The sequence below is a fragment of the Alicyclobacillus fodiniaquatilis genome, assembly GCF_042678105.1.
Taxonomy (GTDB): Bacteria; Bacillota; Bacilli; order Alicyclobacillales; family Alicyclobacillaceae; genus Alicyclobacillus; species Alicyclobacillus fodiniaquatilis.
In genome coordinates this window covers 31,153-50,087 of the sequence record NZ_JBHUCX010000029.1, presented here as the reverse complement: position 1 = coordinate 50,087, position 18,935 = coordinate 31,153, and the positions used below count along the sequence as shown (strand labels likewise).

The window sequence follows — 18,935 nt, the reverse complement described above, 5'->3', positions numbered from 1 at the left end:
ATATATCTTTATTGAGTATATCGCATTCTAGATATTTCATATTGATATGGAGGGAAAGATAATGGAGGATTTAAAACAGCAATACGAGTCTAAGGGATACATTGTGGCAAGTGATGTATTTACGCAAGAGGAAATTCGTTCAATGAAAGCTGAAATCAAAGCTCTCCTAAATAAGAAAGGAGTCTTTTCTAGAGAAAATGATGCGAGTAACGGCGTATTCGTTGGTCTTTCAGCTAATAGCGACCTTTTTAAGAAAATCGCTGCTGACAGAAGAATCATCAATGTGCTTCAGAATGTTATTGGTAAGCAAATTGTATTTTTAAGTGATAAGGTTGTTTTTAAAAATGCAACCACTGATTTTGGATCCCCATGGCACCAAGATTGGCCTTACTGGAAAGGGAGTCACAAGCTTTCTGTTTGGGTTGCTCTTGATGATGCCACTATTAAAAACGGATGTTTGAAAGTCATTCTTGGGTCACATCTTAGAGGAGAACTGTTGCATCGTGGAGAGGTGCATGACAATTTTGGTTTTATCAACCGAATGAATCCAGACGACATTGATGACGCGACAGTTGTTAGTTTGCCGATTAAGGCAGGTGGTGCTGTGTTTTTTCATGACTTACTTCTTCATGCATCGCATCCAAATGTTTCAGGGGAGGACCGCTGGGCACTTATTAGCACATACAAAGATGGGACCCAGCCTGATCCTAGTTATGACTGGGCCGTCGCATCTTTTCCTATTATATGTGAGTAAGCATTATTGCATTTTATACAATGTGATTTAACTGAACAATTGTGCAAGTCAATAAATAACGAATCCGCGGAGGGGAAGCCGATGTTGAAAGTAGCCGTTATCGGTGCCGGCACAATGGGGAGTACACATGCGCATTCCTATGTGAAAATGACCAATGCCAAGTTGGTTGGCATCGTGGATATACGAGGAGAAAAAGCAGAAGCGTTGGCGCAAAAGTGTAGTACGAGCGCTTTTAGCACCTTTGATGAACTATTGACGACGGAAGATCCCGATATCATAGACATCTGTGTGCCAACCTACTTGCATAAAAGCTTTGTTTATCAAGCGTCAGCAGCCAAAAAGCATGTGATATGCGAGAAACCGATTACGAGGACGTTGCAAGAAGCAGCAGAAATGATTCAAATCTGCAAAGAGGCGGGCGTACGTTTGTTCATCGGGCAAGTGGTTCGCTTTTTCCCAGAATATAAGCAAATTTATGACACATTGAAGGCAGGGGAAATCGGAGAAATTGGTACTGTTCACGCATTCAGAGGCGGAGGTTTTCCAGGTGGGTCCTGGGGAGATTGGTACGCAAACGTTGCAAAGAGCGGATCGCTCATTGTGGATTTGATGATTCATGATATCGATTATTTACGGTGGTGTTTTGGTGAAGTTGAACGGGTGTATGCGAAGAGCTTGCTCGGTCGTGAGTTGAATCGGTTCGATCACGCCTTTGTCAGCCTGCGTTTTAAAAACGGTGTGATAGCGCATGTGGAAGGATCTTGGGCTTATCCTGGTGGTTTTCGTACTGAATTGGAAGTGTGCGGCCGAGAGGGCATCGTCCATTATGACAGTGCGCAAGCGGCACCGATTCACACCTCCTTGCGTACGACGGCGGCAGGAGGCAGTGGTGTCGCGGTTCCAGAAAGCCCGTTGCAAAAAAGCCCCTATCAGTTGGAACTTGAGCATTTTGTCGATTGTATTGCCCAAAACAAGGAGCCAATTGTACGGGCGGAAGATGCCTACAAGGCGTTAGAAATCAGTTTGGCTGCACTAGAATCTGCGCAAACGGGGTCGGTTGTAAAGTTGATGTAGCAAAAATCTAACGGGGAGTGTGGAAAATGAAAATAGGGATTATCAGTTTTGCACACATGCATGCCTACAGTTACGCCAATTGCTTGCGTCAAATTGACGGTGTGGAATTGACCATGATTGCAGATGAGTCAGAGGAGCGGGGGCGGAAGATGGCCCAGCAGTTTGGCACGCAATTTTATAAAGATTATCAAGAGCTGCTCGCGCAGGATGTAGATGCAGTGGTTATCTGCAGTGAAAACGCGAGGCATGCTGAAATGGTCATTGCCGCCGCACATGCAAAGAAACATATTCTTTGTGAAAAACCGATTTCAACCAATGTGGAAGATGCAAAAAAAATGATAGCCGCATGTGAACAAAATCAGGTCAAACTACAAATTGCCTTTCCTGTTCGTTTTAGCACACCTGTGCAGAGGGTGAAGCGAATGATTGATGAGGATAAACTAGGGCGCATTTTGACCGTAAGAGGGACAAATCGTGGACGGAATCCTGGTGGGTGGTTTGTGGACCCGGAATTGTCGGGGGGCGGGGCTGTGATGGATCACACCGTTCATGTTATTGATATTATGCGCTGGTATCTGAAGAGCGAGGTTCGTGAAGTATACGCAGAGATTGATACTCGCTTCAATGATATCCCATCCGATGATTGCGGCTTGCTCATGTTGGAGTTTGAGAACGGGGTTATCGCTTCTCATGATCCTAGTTGGTCTAGGTGCAAATCATTTCCGACGTGGGGAGATGTCACGATGGAAATCGTAGGGACAGGCGGCACTACGCATGTCGATGCGCTTGCTCAGAATTTTGGAGTATACAGTGATAAAACGAATCAGTTTGGCTATAGACATTGGGGAGATAACAGTGATTTAGCCTTAATCTCAGATTTTGTAGCATGTATCCAGGAACAACGTACGCCATCTATCAGTGGTGAGGATGGGTTACGCGCTATGGAGGTCGCTTTGGCGGCGTATCAGTCAGCGAGGACAGGGCAACCCGTTTTCTTGCGTTGAATGGATAAGGCTTCTATCCGTTGTTCGGTGTGTAAGGATCTGTGACGTGCACGTCACAGAAGAAAATGCATGGCGGCAGGGACAACTCGCTTGCAGGGTGTTTGTTCCTAGCCGCTGTGGGGGCACTGAAACAACGAGCAGGTATATGAGAAGGCGTGCCATGCTGAATTGGGATTGTTGCTGCAAGACTTCGTTATACACCACTCATTTCTACGTCACTTGATAAAAATAATACTTTCATTCCAGACACTATTGAATATTCTTAAAATTGATCGTATCATTTGACACATAGATACTTTTTCAAACGAAAAAAGTAATGAGTATCTAGACAGAGATTTTTTTGCTAGGGTGGTTTCTAAATGAACACGGCGAATCATCGGTTATTGCGAGATATCAATTTGAGTCTAGTCCTGCAAATGATTCAGGAGCAGGCGCCGATTTCACAGCGAGATCTCGTACAACATACAGGGCTTTCACCGAGCACTGTGTTTACACTCATCAACCAGCTCCATGCCAGCGATTTGATTCGCGAGTGCGGGTATGCCACATCTTCGGGTGGGCGACGGCCGAAATTGTTGGAAATGAATCCGGAAGGTGGATACTTTATCAGCGTTGACCTGGGTGGGACGAAAATCTCCGTTGGCGTCTTGGATCTGGTCATGCATGTACGACAACAGTGGGTTTACTCAACGCCGCCCGAAGGTGGCGAAAGTGTCTTTCAGAAACTGATGGAAGTCATTTCTGACACGCGTCAGTACTGTGAAGATCAGGCGTGGAAGATCCTCGGGATGGGTATTTGTACTTCTGGTATCGTCGATTGTTTGAATGGCGTCGTCATTGAAGCGGATAACCTGGGGTGGCATGATTTCCCGCTCGCGGAACGGCTGAAAGCTGCACTCGGTTTCGTTCCGGTCATCGAACATGACACAAATGCTGCGGCTTATGCGGAATTCGTGTATGGCGCGTCGCGCGGCCAATCAAATGTCGTATATGTGTCCATTGGCACAGGGATTGGCGCAGGGCTGATTTTAAATGGTCGGCTTTTTACTGGTTCAAACGACATGGCTGGCGAGATCGGGCATGTCACGGTAGAGCACGGCGGCCCGATGTGCAGATGTGGAAAACGCGGCTGTCTTGAGGCCATTGCATCCGGGCCAGCGCTTGCCCGCACATATGTGCAGCGAAGCAGGGCAACGCCGGGCGCGGACGGGGTCGATGGGAAAACAGTCATTGCACTTGCTGAACAGAAGGATGCTGTCAGTTGTGAAATTGTGACGGATGCTGGGAAAAAGATTGGACATACGGTAGGTAACCTGACCAACGTATTAAACCTTGACACCATCGTCATTGGCGGCGGTGTCATGGCGGCAGGGGATGTGATGTTTTCAGCAATCAAAGAGGAGATTCTGTCGGTACTGTTGCCGCGGATGCGTGATAAACCGCATATCGTCAAAGCATCTTTGGGTCCGTCCGCGGGGTTGGTCGGTGTAGGGGCATTGAGCTTAGCCCGCATGTTCAATGCAGTCAGCTTATCTGACGTAGGAGGGTGGTCATAGGTGGCGCTTGGGGTGCTTCTGCTTGGCAAAGGCAGTATGGGTGCGATTCATCAAAAGGTGTATGCCAGTATTCCGGATGTACGATGTCAAGTATGGCCGGAGCGTATCACACAGCCTCGTAACCAATTGGCACAAGCGTTTCGAGATGAAAATGTAAATATCGTTGATGTCTGCTTGCCTACACACTTGCATGCCGAGGTTGCCGAATTGGCGCTTGAGTATGGGAAGCACGTGTTTATTGAAAAGCCGGTTGCGCGCGAGTGGAGTGAGTTGGAGCGGCTGCACTCCGCTGCGCAAAAGGCGCAAGTGAAAGTGATGGTGGGGCATGTACTGCGCTATTTTCCAGACTATCGGCTGATTTTGGAGCGGGCGCGGGCAGTCGGCAAAGCTGGGATGCTGTTGGCAAATCGGAGAGCGAAGCGTCCCCAAGGCAGCGGCGACTGGTTTTTGAACACACGGCAGTCCGGGGGGATCATCCTGGATTTGGCTTTGCACGACATCGATTTTGCGCGGTTGATGTTTGGCCCGGTTGCCTGTGTTTTCGCGCAAACGGCAGGTCTGGACGAGACGTATGCGCTCATCACGTTGCACCACGAAAATCAGAGTGTGTCTCAAATCGAAGTGAGCTGGATGTATACAGGTGGGTTTCACACTCACATCGAGGTCCAGGTTGATGGACATCACTGGGTGCATGACAACCACGAGTCCAACCCGATGGTGGTCCACGCCGACGAGTCGTCTGTGGCAGCCGTTGAGGTGCCATTGACACCGTTCAGAGAAGATCCGTGGACACGCCAATTCAAGGATTTTATTCGCTGTATTCAAGAGGATACCAAAAGTCCGATCTCTTTACATGACGCGGGGGAAAGTCTGAAAGTGGCGCTAGCTGCGATTCAGTCTGCAAGGAACAAAGCGCCGATTTCCGTTTCGGAGGTGTCTTGATGAAGATCGGGATTCTTTCTTATCAGCATGGTCCGTCCGAGGCATTGATTCGATGTCTAAAACAGGATTTGGGCGTAACAGACGTGATGATTTGGCAGCGTGGATCAGATGGGGCAGCCCATGGCGAAAGCACTGTGGAAACGTTCATCAACGAGGTGGATGGCGTCATTGTGCTCGGACATGATGAATGTCGTTTCGCAGATGTATTGCAAGTCCTGCAATTGGGGAAGCCGCTGTTGTGTGAGCCAGTGATAGACATGGTTGATAAGGATACCCGAAGCTTGCTTGCCGAAGCAGATAAAGACGAAGTGCTGCTCATCCCGGCATTTCCGATGCGGATGAGTCCTGTTGTCGGCAATCTGAAAGACACCATCGAGTCGGGGCGGCTAGGTGAAATTGTCGGCGTGCATGGTGTCAGTAATACAGGCGTTACGACTTTTTGGGGAGAGCAGGTGGCAGATGAGAACGCCTTCATCAGGACGACCATGCACCTTGTCGATACCATCCTGTGGTTGTTGCAGTCCGACGTAAAAAGTGTATATGGGGCAACAACCAATCTGCTGACTCAAGAAAAGGCGAGCAACCGTGTAGGAAGTGTTCAAATGGTGTTTGACAACGGCGTGATCGCAGGCTTGGCGTCAATCAGTCCAGAAGCACCGCCTGATACAGACGACCGCAATTTCTCGTTGTCTGTCGTCGGCACACTGGGGACTTGCGACATGCGCGCGTATGGCCAGCGCGTGGAGGAGCGAACCAAGGCGCGCACAACCATCTTGCGCTATGGAGATGAGCCGATGGTCTTGCTGATAAGCGAATTTTTGCGTTTGGTCGCTGGCGAAGATGCGACGAGTTTGCAATTGCCGCGGTTCAGGGACTGTGCTCGCGTGGGGCGAGTGATGCAGGCAATTGGTAGATCTACGAAGACGAGCACTTTGGTCCTTAGTTCCATTTTTTGATTCTATTTATCTTCCTACAGCGCTTGGTCGTTTAAGGTATCGCCTTTACAGGAAGAAAGGGTAGCCGATAAGCTGTTGTTTTTGCGGAAGGCTCTGAATATATCATGAACGGGGCTGCCAAAGAAAAGCACACCATGCGTGGTGGGTTCCGCAAGGCATCTCGGACGGCGTGGCAACAAGGTACCGCATTATTTCAGGTTAGGAGAAATGCAGAATGAAAAAAGCAGTCAATCAATGGTGTTTTCCAGACGGAACGTCTTTGAAGCAAGTGTTTGAAGTCAGCCAGGCCGCTGGTCTCGATGGGGTGGAGTTGAACATATACGAGCCAGGTGGCGTCGGGCTGACGTTGGATACCACCGATGCGGAAGCGAAGGCCATCAAAAAAATGGCAGCTGACCATGGGCTGGAGCTGAAAAGTTTGTCCAACGGCCTTTTGTGGCAGTCTCCTTTGTCTGCGGCAAGTGCAGATGTGCGCGCCAAGGGGGTCCGTATTGTGCGCAAGCAGTTGGAACTTGCGTCTGCACTGGAAATGGATGCGATTTTGGTCGTGCCAGGACGAGTGGACAAGGAGACGTCATATGAAGATTGCTGGACGCGCAGTCAACAGGAGTTGGCTCAATTGGCGCCTTATGCTGAGCAGCTTGGCGTCAAAATTGGCGTGGAGAACGTCTGGAACAAATTCCTGTTGTCGCCGACCGACATGGTCCGCTACATCGATGAGCTGTCCTCCGCCTTTGTCGGCGCTTATTTCGACGTGGGCAACGTGTTGAACTTCGGCTTTCCAGAGCAGTGGATACGTTCACTGGGCGAGCGCATTGTCAAAGTGCACGTCAAGGATTTCTCGACGAGTGTCGGCAACATCACCGGGTTTGTGCCGTTGCTGTCCGGTGACGTGGACTGGAAAGCTGTGCGGCAAGCGCTGCGCGATGTCGGCTATGACGACTACATCACAGCAGAGTTGTCGCCTTACAAAGTGGATGCCAATCAGATGATTCACGATACATCACGGCAAATGAGTTTCATTATCGATTGTGAATCAATCTGAGGGTAGAACGCCGCCATGCGTGATGCCATCTCGACCAGCAATCTGAGAAAATACCAGTCAACCAAGGCAGCGCGGATGGCGCACGCAAAGGTATCACATGATGTAGAGTAGAATCATAGAAATGTCAGTCGATTTCGTCATCTCGGACAATATACACAAAAAAATAAGCTCATTTTCAGGATGGGAGTGTCTGGTTTTGACATTGAGAATCGGTTTTATTGGCGTCGGTGGCATTGCGCAAGCGCACCTGAAGAATGTGAAGGAGTCGGGCATCGCCGACGTGATCGCCGTCAGTGACATCAACGAGCAGGCGGCGACGTCTTCAGCGGAGAAATACGGCGCGGTCGCGTACACAGATAGCATCAAGATGTTGGATAGCGAAAAATTGGACGCTGTGTTCGTCTGTGTGCCGCCGTTTGCGCATGGCGCCATCGAAGAAGAAGTGGTGAAGAGGGGCATCCACATTTTTGTGGAAAAGCCGTTGGGACTGGATTTGGCGGTTGTCCAAGCGAAAGCGGACGTGATTCGTCAGTCTGGCGTCATCTCTGGCACAGGATACTGTTTGCGCTATTGGGATATTGCCCAGGAGGCAAAGACTTATTTGGCGGACAAGCAGGTGGCCTTAGTCGATGGCTATTACTGCACTTCGTTTGTGCCGACGCCTTGGTGGCGCGTGATGGAGAAATCCGGCGGCCAGCTTGTTGAACAAACCACGCACATCGTGGATTTGTTGAGGTATTTGGGCGGTGAAGTGACGTCGGTGCAGGCGTTCATGAGCCTGGTGGCGTCGAAGGACATCGAGCATCTCGATATCTATGATGTCGGCACCGTCAATGTGGCGTTTAAAGATGGCGGAGTCGGGCATGTTCGGACTACATTCCTACAACCGGATCACCGCTCGGGATTGGAAGTAATGGGCAATGGGTTCCGGTTGACCGTGGACGGTGGAACGTTGACCATCGTCGAGAAAGAAAAGACCGTCATCAAAAAATCCAATGTGGATTTTTACAAAGAGCAGGATTTGGCGTTCCTTCAGGCCCTGGAGACTGGGGATAGGTCTTTGATTCTCGTCCCTTATGACGAAGCGTTGAAGACATTGGCCGTGACGCTTGCCGCAAATGAATCGGCGCAAACCGGAGAAACGGTGCAACTTTTAAACCTAGGGGTTCATCTTTGAGATAACACACTCCAGCAGTTGTCGGCTGCGGTTGGCGACGTTGGACGCAGCTTGTCGCACATGAAGCCTGTGGCTTTGCAAAACGCTCCAATGATATAGGCGTGGTGTGAGAGGTGCGCTTTGGCGGCCTCTCATGCCAGCTCAGGGGGGACGGCTTGGTGAAAACAGTAAACGTGTTGCTGTGGTTTGACGTGGAGGATTACATCACCAAAGAATCTGATGATGCCCTCTATGGGTTGTTAGAATTGCTGGATTCGTTGTCTATTAAAGGCACTTTTAAAATCGTTGGCCAAAAGGTCAGAAGATTAGAAGAGAACAGGCGCGATGATATTTTCGCGAGGTTGAACAACCATGGTATCGGGTTCCACACAGATTTGCACAGTTATCATCCAACAGTCAGCGAGTATTTGGAGGCGTACGGGTTTCGCGATGGGGTGCAAAAGTTTGAAGCGACCGAGTTACCTGGTTTGCAGTCGCTCCAAAAGCGTGTGAGCAAGACGGCGAGATGTTACGGGCAAGCGGGCTACTCGTGGGCGCCGCAGGCGTTCCCGACCTTGAGACACTGGGGGCTGCCTGTATATTTGGACTGTCATGACCAGGTTCGGTTGGACGGTGTTCCGTTCTGGTATGGCGGGGTGCTCAACCTGACAGATATTAGGGCGACCATGCGCATGGAATTAGAGGAGGGCGGGCTGGACAAAGCGATACAGGTGTTTGATAAGCACCATCAAGTGCGGTTGGATGACGGGGGGTTCATCAGCATTTTTTATCACCCCTGCGAATTTGCGACAAAGGAATTCTGGGATGGTCATAATTACGCGTTGGGTGTGAACACACCCAAAGAACAGTGGCGCATTCCGCCTTTGCGATCCGGTGAGGAAATGAAGCATTATCTGGAGATGTTGGGCGAATTTTTGCGCTACACCCTCACAAAAGAGCAAGTTCGTTACATTACGGCAGATGAGGCCTTGGCATTGGCGCATGCCCCACAAGTGTCACTTGGTGACGAGGAAATTCGCGAGATCGCCGCAGACGTCGGGCAAGACCTGTATTTTACGGTGCACAACCATAAGTCTATCAGCGCCTCTGATCTCTTCATGCTCTTTTACAAATACTTATGCAAACAGCCCTTTCCAGCAGAGATGTTATATGGACCAGAGCAGCACGTGGACAGTGACTTCGTCGGGTCCGTCAAGGTTCGGGACATCATTCAAGCCATTTCGTCAGACCGTTGTGCTTATCCATCCATCTATTTGGATAAACAGTTGCCAGATGCTTTTACCGTCGCCGGACAGCGCGTGAATCCGGTAGATATGGCATGCACGTTGGCGTACATCATCGCGCATGATTTATCTGAAGAAGATTCGGTTGCCATCGTGAAAGGGACGTTAAAAAGCGCGCAGCACGCCAAAAAGGAAGTGCTGTGGGGACCAAAATGGGTGGTGTTCCCGCCCGAGTTTACTGCGCCGAACATTGTCTCTCTCTCTGAATTGCAGACATGGACGCTCAAACCTGCACTATTTTAATCGCTTGTTTTGTGCTAAAACTACAGTTGAAAATCAAACAAGATCGCACAACGCGCCAAGCAAAATTCGGCGCTCGGCATAGACCGCAGTTCTTACAAGGAGTGTTTCATCATGAAAATTGGTCTTAGCACGTACAGCTTTTTTCAAGCGCTCAACAAAAAGGAAATGAACGTTTTAGAGGTCATTGACTGGATTGCCGAAAATGGCGGCGAGCACGTGGAAATTGTACCTATCGGATATACGTTGTCTGACAATCCTGAATTGGTAGATCAAATTCGGGAGCGGGCGGCAAAGGTTGGCATTGATGTCTCCAACTATGCGATAGGGGCCAACTTTATCCAAGACAGTGACGCGGCTTATGAAGCGGAGATCGAACGGGTGAAAGGTGAAGTCGAGATCGCCAATCGGCTTGGGGTGAAGTTCATGCGCCACGATGTGGCATGGCGGCCGATACCGGAAGCGACGCTGGATCAGTTTGAGCAAGATCTGCCTCGCATCGCCGATGCTTGTCGCAGGATTGCCGATCACGCGAAGCAGTATGGCATCACGACGAGCGTGGAGAACCACGGCTATTTCGTCCAGGCGAGTGATCGGGTGTTGCGGTTGGTCAAAGCGGTGGATCGCGACAATTTCAGGACGACGTTGGATGTCGGCAACTTTATGTGCGCCGATGAACAATCGCCTGTTTCCGTGCAGAAAAACCTGCCCTATGCTTCGGTTGTGCATTTAAAAGATTTTTACCTGCGGCCTTCGTATCGCAACCCTGGCGACGGTTGGTTCCAGACGGCGGGCGGCAACTTCTTGCGCGGCGCCATCGTCGGGCATGGGGATATCGATATGTGGGAAGTGATTCGCCTGGTCAAGCAGTCCGGCTACGACGGCTATATCTCCATTGAGTTTGAAGGGATGGAGGATTGCCGGGCCGGATCCAAAATCGGCATGGACAATGCCCGCCGGATTTGGGATGCAGTCTAATCGGGGGCTGTCTTTCTAGACATCTGTGCTGCAGCGCGGCGCAATAGGCGATGGACATCGGCAGAACGCGTGATTTTCCGACTTGGCATCATCGAGCGAGGTGCATGGGATGAAACGCATTGAGGGGATTCACTTTCAGACTGGGGAACCTGTTGCAGTGGAGATGGACAACGGTGTTATTTCAAGCGTGACGCCAATCGCCAAATGGGATCAATCGGTTCTGCCCATGATTGCGCCTGGTCTCGTGGACTTGCAGATAAACGGCTACGGCGGCATGGATTTCAACGCCATTCCCTTTGTCGATCACGACGTCGTGCGCATCACACAAGCTTTGTGGAAGGAAGGCGTAACGAGCTATTTCCCGACGGTCATCACCCAATCCGACGCGAGGATAGAAGCGGCCGTTCGCACCATCGCGCGCGTCTGTGAGCGCCATCCGGATGTGGCTGATTGCATTGCAGGCATTCATGTTGAGGGGCCGTTCATCTCCCCTCAACAGGGCGCGCGCGGCGCGCATGATCCGCAGTACATCAAAGCGCCGGATTGGACGTTGTTTGAGCGGTGGCAGGCGGCCGCCGGAGGCAGGATAAAGATCATCACCCTATCTCCGGAGTGGCCAGAGGCAACGGATTTTATCGCCAAATGCGTACGCGCGGGCGTGACGGTGTCCATTGGGCACACGGCGGCGACACCGGAGCAAATTCGTTTGGCCGTGCAAGCGGGGGCGCGCCTGTCGACACATCTGGGCAATGGGGCGCATGTGATGCTGCCGCGGCACCCAAACTATATCTGGGAACAGTTGGCCTGTGATGAACTCTGGGCCTGTGTCATCGCTGACGGCTTTCATTTGCCTGCATCTGTGCTCAAAGTGGTGACAAGGGTGAAAGGCAACCGGGCGATGTTGGTATCGGATGCGGTGGCGCTGGCCGGGATGCCGCCCGGAGCATACGATTCACCAGTCGGTGGCAAGGTTGTGCTGTCGCCAGCGGGGAAGCTGTCTTTGGCCGACACGCCAGAAATCCTCGCCGGTTCTGCACAGATGCTGCCGGCGGGCATTCAGAATTTGGTATTCCACAATCTCGCTTCTCTATCAGAAGCGTGGGCAATGGCGTCGATGCGACCGTCCTCATTTATGCAGTTAGAGACAGAAGGCGGGCTTGCAGTCAACGGTCCTGCAGATCTCGTCCTCTTCTTTGCAGATGGTGGTCACATTCAAATCTTACAAACCTATAAGCGAGGACGCTTGGTGTATACAGGATGAATGTCCCTGTGCCATTTTGTGGTTGCAAGAGGAGGAGGAACCATTGAGAAAGAATTACTGTCTAGTGGGCGTGGGCTCGCGCGGCATGAGCATGTGGGCGAAACCTTTGGTCACCGATTATCCTGAAACCGCTTGTCTCACTGGCGTTTGCGATCTCAATCTTGGCCGTGTTCATCTGGCAAGAGAACAGTTGGGCGCCGACGTCCAGGGTTTTACGGATTTTGATGAAATGCTGGATACAGTGCCTTGTGATTGCGTGATTGTGACAACGAAAGACGCGACGCACGACGAGTTTATCATCAAGGCGTTGCGGCGCGGCAAGGACGTCATCACCGAAAAGCCTTTGACCGTGAATGCGGAGAAATGCAGGGCCATTCTCGCTGCGGAAAAAGAGACAGGAAGAAAGGTCCAAGTCACTTTCAATGCCCGCTATGTGCCCTATCGGACGAAAATCAAGCAATTGATCCAAGCGGGGATTGTAGGCGAAATCCATTCGGTGGAGTTCCATTGGTATCTGGACACCGTTCATGGTGTCGACTACTTCCGGCGTTGGCATCGGAAGAAAGAGAATTCGGGTGGCCTCTTGGTCCATAAAGCGACGCATCACTTTGACTTGGTGAATTGGTGGCTTGAATTGGACCCTGTAGAGGTCGCGGCCATGGGCAGCAGGCGCTATTACGCGCCACATCGTCAACCAATGCATGGGGAGCGTTGTCTGACCTGTCAAGTAACAGAGGACTGCGCATTTTACATGGATATCTCCGCGCCTGGCATGAAGTCGCTCTATTTGGAGCAGGAACAGCACGATGGCTATGTGCGCGACGCATGTGTATTTTCTGAAGATACGGATATAGAGGACACCATGTCGCTGATAGTGCAGTATGACAGAGGCGTGCAAATGACCTATTCATTGACTGCCGCCACCGCTTTTGAAGGTTGGCGCGTGGCCTTCAACGGCAGCAAGGGGCGGTTGGAGGCGTTTGAGCCGGAGTGCTTTGTCACACAGCCGGATCAAACGCAATTGCAAATGCGCAGCCAGTCATCTGTGCGCAAGCGTGTGAACTGGGAGCAGGCGACTGCGCAGACGTCAGACGTCGTCAATGCCCATACGGTGCGCTTCTATCCATTGTTCGGCGGGGTGCAGACCTTTGATGTGCCCATTGAGGAAGGCATGCACGGCGGCGGGGACCAACGTTTGCGGGACGATTTGTTCCTAGCCGTTGGTGAGGAGGATGCGCTGAAACACTTGGCTGGTTCACGGGAAGGTGCGATGTCCTGCTTAATCGGCATTGCGGCAAATGTGTCAATGGCGGAAAAGCGATTTGTCGGCATAGAAGAACTACTCAGGTAATGGATATCACACCACACCACAGTAGAGGAGATGCCATCCATGGATACGAAAGTCTACAGAACGTCTGAAGAACTGGGGGCTGCAGCAGCTAGATATGCAGCGCAAATCTTGAATGAGGCCATCGCCGAGCAGGGATACGCCAGACTCACACTATCCACAGGCGCCTCGCAGCTCGATACGCTCAAAGCGCTGGTGCAAATGGATGTCGATTGGCGCAAAGTCGAGATGTTTCATCTAGATGAGTATATGAATCTCGCTAGCGACCATCCCGCAAGTTTCCGTAAATATTTGAAAGAGAAATTTACGGATCTTCTTCCTTTGGCCAAGGCGCATTTCGTCAATCCAGAAGGGGATGTGGCGCAAAACATACTGGATTTGACCAACGAAATCCGCAAGGCGCCGATTGATTTGGGCCTGATTGGCGTCGGTGAAAACGCGCACATCGCCTTTAATGATCCGCCCGCAGATTTTGACACAAAAGAAGCCTATATCGTCGTCAATTTGGATGAGGCTTGCAAGCAGCAACAGGTTTCCGAAGGCTGGTTTAAGACGATGGAGGAGGTTCCGCGGCAGGCCATTTCGATGACGGCCCATCAAATCATGCAGTGCAAAGTTATTGTATCGTGTGTTCCATATGCGGTGAAAGCCAAGGCGATTCGGAGTCTGTTCGAGCATGAAGTGACAAATCAGGTGCCCGCAACCATACTGAAGACCCACCCGCATGTTACACTGTTTCTCGATGAGGCATCGGCTTCACTGATCGATGTGAATTCACTCGCAACTTCGGAGTAACGCAGCACGCTTAGAAAGCGCACCCATGTTCGAAGACGCAAAATCGGCGTGATGATGTCGATATGGCGAAGCGCCGATGACGTATGACAGGAGAATGCCTTACATGTCTATTTTGACGGGCTTAATTCGCTTTTTCCGCATTCCGGGCGTTTGGAAGATACTGGCCGCGATGTTAGTCTACGGCTGCGGCACAGGGATTCTGGGGCCAATGAATGCCATTTACTTAAAAAACGGCCTGCATTTGAGCAAACTTGAAATCTCCTTATTGGTTTCCATCACGCTCGTCATCAATATGTCTGTCACTTTTTTTAGCGGCCTCTTAAGCGATCATATGAAGAATCGCAAGTACCTCCCCATCATTGCTTCAGCCATATCCATATGCGGACTTTTTGGGTACGATCACGCCAACTCATTTATCACAGCGCTCATCTTTTACGCGCTCTCAACGACCCCTTCAGGCGCGATGGTCGGCCAATTGTACGCGATGGCGCGCAGTCACTTCGCGGAAGAGGCTCCGGATATCGTGGAGATTGGCATTGTGTGGCTGCGCACGTTAATGAGCATTGGCTTCTTCATCGGGCTGCTCCTGGGCGCGCAACTGTACACGTTGGTCACGTTCCATGGCGTCATCATCGGCAATTTGATTTGCTACGCAATCATCTTGATCTTATTTGTTTTCTATCGGGAAAGACATGCTGTTGCAACGCTCAAACGCCAAGAAGGCACGAGCATAGAGTGGGTAACCCTCGTCGCCGTTCTCATGATTTTGTGCTGTGATCAGGTGCGTGGATTGTACTTTCCGCTGATGGTGGATACGATTTATAAGAATCCAACGGTCGTGTCACACCTTTGGAGCGTGCAAGTGATTTTTGAGTTTGTCTGGATGACCCTGGCCGGTGTCGCAGCCCAGCGGTACGGGGGATTGCGTGTCACCATCTTTGCCGGTTTTGCCGCGTTGTTCGTCTACTGCGTCTATGCGATGCATCCGGCCTTACCGTGGCTTTATGCGGCGCAACCGATTTACTCATTCTTTGTCTCTGTCATCAACACGGTGACGATGGGCATCATTCAAAGAATGTTTTTGCACCGAGCGGGCTTTGGCAGCTCTTTGTACTTCGTCCTAAGTCAAGGGGCGTCACTGATTGGCTACATGATACCGAATGTGGTTTCCGGATTTTCGCCGCACATTTTTTATCTGCCAGCGATGTTGATGGTGGTTGCAGTTGGTTTGTTGTTTGGCCAGCAGTATTTTGCTGCAAAGGCGCGTGTAACCGATTTATCGGCGTAAAGCGGTTTGTGGTCACTGTCAACTGCGCTGCGCACTGTCGTTTGAATACAAAGGCCGTCAAGGGCGTGGAATGGTTCAGGAAACCACGCATTGGCGGCCTCGTCCGTTCACTCAGTCGCGCGCTGTCCTTTAACCGCCAAATTGCAGGATGCCTAGAGGTGTCTGCACACACTGCGTCTGTTTCTTCCAATTGTCCCTGTTGGACTGCCAGAAAGTCACTGCGTCTGCCTCCTGGATACCAAGTGTCTGGTAGGTTGCTTTGATGGCGCGCAGAGCGGCGCCGGAAGCGGAACTGCAGGTCTGGGGTTGGAAGTCGATGACCGGTTCCGCGATCATCAGACGCTGAACCAGCGTATTCGCGTTGGCAAACAGCCCGCCAGCCAGGACGACGGTTGGCTGCGGGCAGTTCGAAGGCGGAAGCTTGCGGAGAACGGCATGAATGAGCTGTGTGTACGCGGCAATGGCTTTGGCAACAATCTCGTTGGCCACACCGTCTTTGTCCTCTTCAACTGCGGCGAGCACTTCTTTGGCAAACAGCGCGATGGCGCTTACTGGGTGAGGCGCATCGTAGATCTTCGGCAACAGTGCGAAGGTGTCTGCCGCCGCGTACATTGCTTTTGCTTTCTCCCACAAGACGGTCTGGGCACCACGTCCTTCGGCACTTTGGATGGCCGCCATCAGCCCCTGCCGTCCGATGGCAAATCCACTGCCTTCGTCGCCAAGTAGATAGCCGTAGCCACCGGCCCGCACAACGTTGCCCGACGCGGATTCACCCACAGCGATGGAGCCCGTGCCTGCGATGAGCACCACGCCTGGCTTTCCTTTCGTACCTGCAGATAACGCCGCCAGCGCATCATTTGTGATTTCAATGACAGCCGCAGGGAACTCGCGTGCGAAAACAGCGCGCAATCCTGCAATATCACCAGGTCTGTCCACGCCGGCCATGCAGACAGATAGCCCGTGCACTTCTTTGGCGCTCAACCGCAGCGCCCCAAGGCAAGTGTCAATCGCCTCTAAAATGACCTGTTGCGCCTCCTGCCAGCCTACCGTGCGCGGATTGCTGGAGCGCGCCATCAGTGAAGCGCCTTTTGCGTGATGCAGCAGCAAAACCTGTGTTTTCGATCCGCCGCCGTCCACGCCAATGAAGATTGACAATGTTCTCACCCCATGACGATGGCCGAGCCGACCAGATTGTGCAACAGTCCGCGCAGACGGATGATCGCCTTTTTCTCGCGCCCGTAATGCACGGCATTTGTGAGGATGATGAGCCAAAGTCCTGAAGCGGGATCAAATGCGATGCTGGTGCCGGTGAAGCCGGTGTGGCCCACGGTGGTTTCTGGCCAGAGGTCGCCGGCGTGATCGTACGGATCATGGCGGCACACCCAGCCCAGCCCGCGATTGCCCGCGAGGCCTGCAGTTTGATTTTGCACCGCCAGCTTGCGTACTGCCTCCGACAACAGCGGTGTGTGACCGAGCCACATGGCGATGTAGGCCATCAGATCTGCCACTGGCGCAAACAGTCCGGCATGACCGGCGACGCCGCCAAGGGCGTTTGCATTTTCATCGTGCACGACACCGACCTTGCCGTGTTCAGTCGCCGCAATTTTCTCGTAGAGCGATGCGGGCGGGCAAAACATCGTCTTTGCCATGTTGAGCGGCGAGAAAATCCGCTCGCGGACGAAACCCTCCAGGGGTTTGCCACTGACGGCTTGCACAATTTCGCCAAGGAGCAGAAAACTGATGTCGCTATATTCCGTGTGGGCGCCAGGTTCTCTGATGGGCGCCTCTTGGCGCAACGCAGTGCGAATTTGCGCTTGACTGTCAAATAATTGATAGAATTTTCGATGCGGCGCAAGTCCCGCCGTGTGGGTCAACAGATGGCGGATGGTGACCGCTGGTTTTGCCGTATCTGGGAATTCAGGGATGAAAAGTTGAACTGGATCATTCAAGCGAATCTCGCCGTCGTCTATCAACGACAGGATGGCGGGCAAAGTCGCCACCACCTTGGTCAGCGAGGCCAAATCAAACAGGGTGTCTATCTCCATTTTGCGCGCGACGCGATTTTGGTTTTCCGCATATCCGAACGCTGCCAAGTAATGTGTGTCTCTGCCGATGCCTGCCGCGACGACAGCGCCTGGAATGTTTTCCTGCTCAATCTGTTTTTCCAGCAGCGGTGAAATCAACTTCAGCCTTTCCTCCACGAGTTTCATCCGGCATCTTCCTCCATGAGCAACGCCTCGCGCAGATGGCCATCGGCCTGTTCCAAGCGGCGTGCGGCCACTTGCGCGCTGACGTCTTTCTCCAGCATGAGAATGGCCTGCTTGACTTGGCCGTCGGCGGTCGCCAAAGTGGCATCAGCCATTTCATAGGACACACCGGTCGCCAACATGATGATGCGTTTGGAGCGCTCGATGAGTTTGTAGTTGGTGGCTTTCAAATCGACCATCAGGTTCTTGTAGACCTTCCCCATTTTCACCATGACGCCCGTGCTCAACATGTTCAACACCATTTTTTGCGCCGTTCCAGCCTTCAAGCGAGTCGAACCCATCAGGACTTCTGGCCCCGTATCCACATCAATGGCGATGTCCGCTCGGGTTCCGATGCTGGAGTGTGGGTTGCAGCAAAGGGCAATGGTCAAAGCGCCGACAGATTTGGCATAGTCGATGGCCCCGATGACAAACGGCGTGCGCCCGCTGGCCGAGAGGCCCACAATCGCATCCAAAGCCGTCAACTGCCGTTGTGCCAGCGCGTCCGCGCCAGCGGCAGGGTCGTCTTCCGCATTCTCTGTCGCTTGAAAGACCGAATGTTGCCCGCCTGCCATCACGGCCTGGACCAGTTCGGGTGGCGCGCTGAAGGTCGGCGGGCATTCGGCTGCATCGAGCACACCGAGGCGGCCGCTTGTGCCAGCGCCAACATAGAATAGCCTGCCGCCCTGTTTGAGGTGATCGACAATGGCGTCGATGGCTATGGCGATGATTGGCAGAACACCCTCCACGGCGAGGGGGACCGTTTTGTCTGCTTGGTTCATCAGCGTGATGATCTCAAGTGAACTGGATGCATCCAGCCGCTCGGAAGCAGGATTGGGTTGTTCGGTATGCAGTTGCTCTAGCACGACATCATCGCCTTTCTGCATCACTCGCTATGCCAACGAGTATGGTTGTTTATGCGAATGTTGTTCCATTGCGTAAACATGCTTCTATACGAGATGAGGATGATAAACTCAGTATAAAAGAA

At 52.0% G+C, this 18,935-nt stretch carries 17 protein-coding genes; 14 read left to right on the top strand and 3 right to left on the bottom strand.

Annotated elements, in window-relative coordinates:
* Positions 1-61: 61 nt before the first annotated feature.
* The 14 genes from ACFSB2_RS12660 (at position 62) to ACFSB2_RS12595 (ending at position 15,701) form a co-directional block, all read left to right on the top strand.
* Positions 62-754 carry a phytanoyl-CoA dioxygenase family protein gene (locus ACFSB2_RS12660; protein WP_377943424.1) on the top strand — a complete coding sequence of 231 codons (693 nt, stop codon included), beginning with the start codon at positions 62-64 and terminating at the stop codon, positions 752-754.
* A gap of 81 nt (positions 755-835) precedes the next feature.
* Positions 836-1,828: a Gfo/Idh/MocA family protein gene (locus ACFSB2_RS12655; RefSeq protein ID WP_377943423.1), complete on the top strand. Its 993-nt coding sequence runs from the start codon at positions 836-838 to the stop codon at positions 1,826-1,828.
* 26 nt (positions 1,829-1,854) lie between these two features.
* A complete protein-coding gene (locus tag ACFSB2_RS12650; RefSeq protein ID WP_377943422.1) occupies positions 1,855-2,832 on the top strand; it encodes a Gfo/Idh/MocA family protein in 978 nt (325 codons plus the stop codon).
* 359 nt (positions 2,833-3,191) lie between these two features.
* The gene (locus ACFSB2_RS12645; protein ID WP_377943421.1) at positions 3,192-4,388 is read left to right on the top strand and encodes an ROK family transcriptional regulator; all 1,197 of its coding nucleotides are present in this window, start codon (positions 3,192-3,194) and stop codon (positions 4,386-4,388) included.
* On the top strand, positions 4,389-5,330 hold the full coding sequence (locus ACFSB2_RS12640; protein WP_377943420.1) for a Gfo/Idh/MocA family protein: 942 nt from the start codon (positions 4,389-4,391) through the stop codon (positions 5,328-5,330). It abuts the gene before it with no gap.
* Positions 5,330-6,286, top strand: a complete 957-nt coding sequence (locus ACFSB2_RS12635; RefSeq protein ID WP_377943419.1) for a Gfo/Idh/MocA family protein — start codon at positions 5,330-5,332, stop codon at positions 6,284-6,286. Before ACFSB2_RS12640 ends, ACFSB2_RS12635 begins: the two co-directional genes overlap by 1 nt.
* 214 nt (positions 6,287-6,500) lie before the next feature.
* Entirely contained in the window at positions 6,501-7,331 is an 831-nt protein-coding gene (locus tag ACFSB2_RS12630) for a sugar phosphate isomerase/epimerase family protein (RefSeq protein ID WP_377943418.1), read from the top strand.
* A 196-nt stretch (positions 7,332-7,527) separates the two neighbouring features.
* Positions 7,528-8,508: a Gfo/Idh/MocA family protein gene (locus ACFSB2_RS12625; RefSeq protein ID WP_377943417.1), complete on the top strand. Its 981-nt coding sequence runs from the start codon at positions 7,528-7,530 to the stop codon at positions 8,506-8,508.
* A gap of 158 nt (positions 8,509-8,666) precedes the next feature.
* On the top strand, positions 8,667-10,034 hold the full coding sequence (locus ACFSB2_RS12620) for a polysaccharide deacetylase family protein (RefSeq protein ID WP_377943416.1): 1,368 nt from the start codon (positions 8,667-8,669) through the stop codon (positions 10,032-10,034).
* 111 nt (positions 10,035-10,145) lie between these two features.
* Entirely contained in the window at positions 10,146-11,009 is an 864-nt protein-coding gene (locus ACFSB2_RS12615; protein WP_377943415.1) for a sugar phosphate isomerase/epimerase family protein, read from the top strand.
* A gap of 109 nt (positions 11,010-11,118) precedes the next feature.
* Positions 11,119-12,270: an N-acetylglucosamine-6-phosphate deacetylase gene (locus tag ACFSB2_RS12610; protein ID WP_377943414.1), complete on the top strand. Its 1,152-nt coding sequence runs from the start codon at positions 11,119-11,121 to the stop codon at positions 12,268-12,270.
* Positions 12,271-12,313: 43 nt separating this feature from the next.
* Entirely contained in the window at positions 12,314-13,621 is a 1,308-nt protein-coding gene (locus tag ACFSB2_RS12605) for a Gfo/Idh/MocA family protein (protein ID WP_377943413.1), read from the top strand.
* Positions 13,622-13,660: 39 nt separating this feature from the next.
* Positions 13,661-14,413 (top strand): 6-phosphogluconolactonase, encoded by a 753-nt coding sequence (locus tag ACFSB2_RS12600; protein ID WP_377943412.1) that lies wholly within the window; start codon positions 13,661-13,663, stop codon positions 14,411-14,413.
* A 103-nt stretch (positions 14,414-14,516) separates the two neighbouring features.
* A complete protein-coding gene (locus tag ACFSB2_RS12595; RefSeq protein ID WP_377943411.1) occupies positions 14,517-15,701 on the top strand; it encodes an MFS transporter in 1,185 nt (394 codons plus the stop codon).
* A gap of 129 nt (positions 15,702-15,830) precedes the next feature.
* Here the strand turns inward: ACFSB2_RS12595 and ACFSB2_RS12590 are convergent, their stop codons facing one another.
* The 3 genes from ACFSB2_RS12590 to murQ are packed head-to-tail and all read right to left on the bottom strand — an operon-like array spanning position 15,831 to position 18,813.
* On the bottom strand, positions 15,831-16,856 hold the full coding sequence (locus ACFSB2_RS12590) for an N-acetylglucosamine kinase (protein ID WP_377943410.1): 1,026 nt from the start codon (positions 16,854-16,856) through the stop codon (positions 15,831-15,833).
* Positions 16,857-16,861: 5 nt separating this feature from the next.
* Positions 16,862-17,911: a serine hydrolase domain-containing protein gene (locus ACFSB2_RS12585; RefSeq protein WP_377943409.1), complete on the bottom strand. Its 1,050-nt coding sequence runs from the start codon at positions 17,909-17,911 to the stop codon at positions 16,862-16,864.
* Positions 17,908-18,813 (bottom strand): N-acetylmuramic acid 6-phosphate etherase, encoded by a 906-nt coding sequence (murQ, locus tag ACFSB2_RS12580; protein ID WP_377943408.1) that lies wholly within the window; start codon positions 18,811-18,813, stop codon positions 17,908-17,910. Before murQ ends, ACFSB2_RS12585 begins: the two co-directional genes overlap by 4 nt.
* Positions 18,814-18,935: the final 122 nt, after the last annotated feature.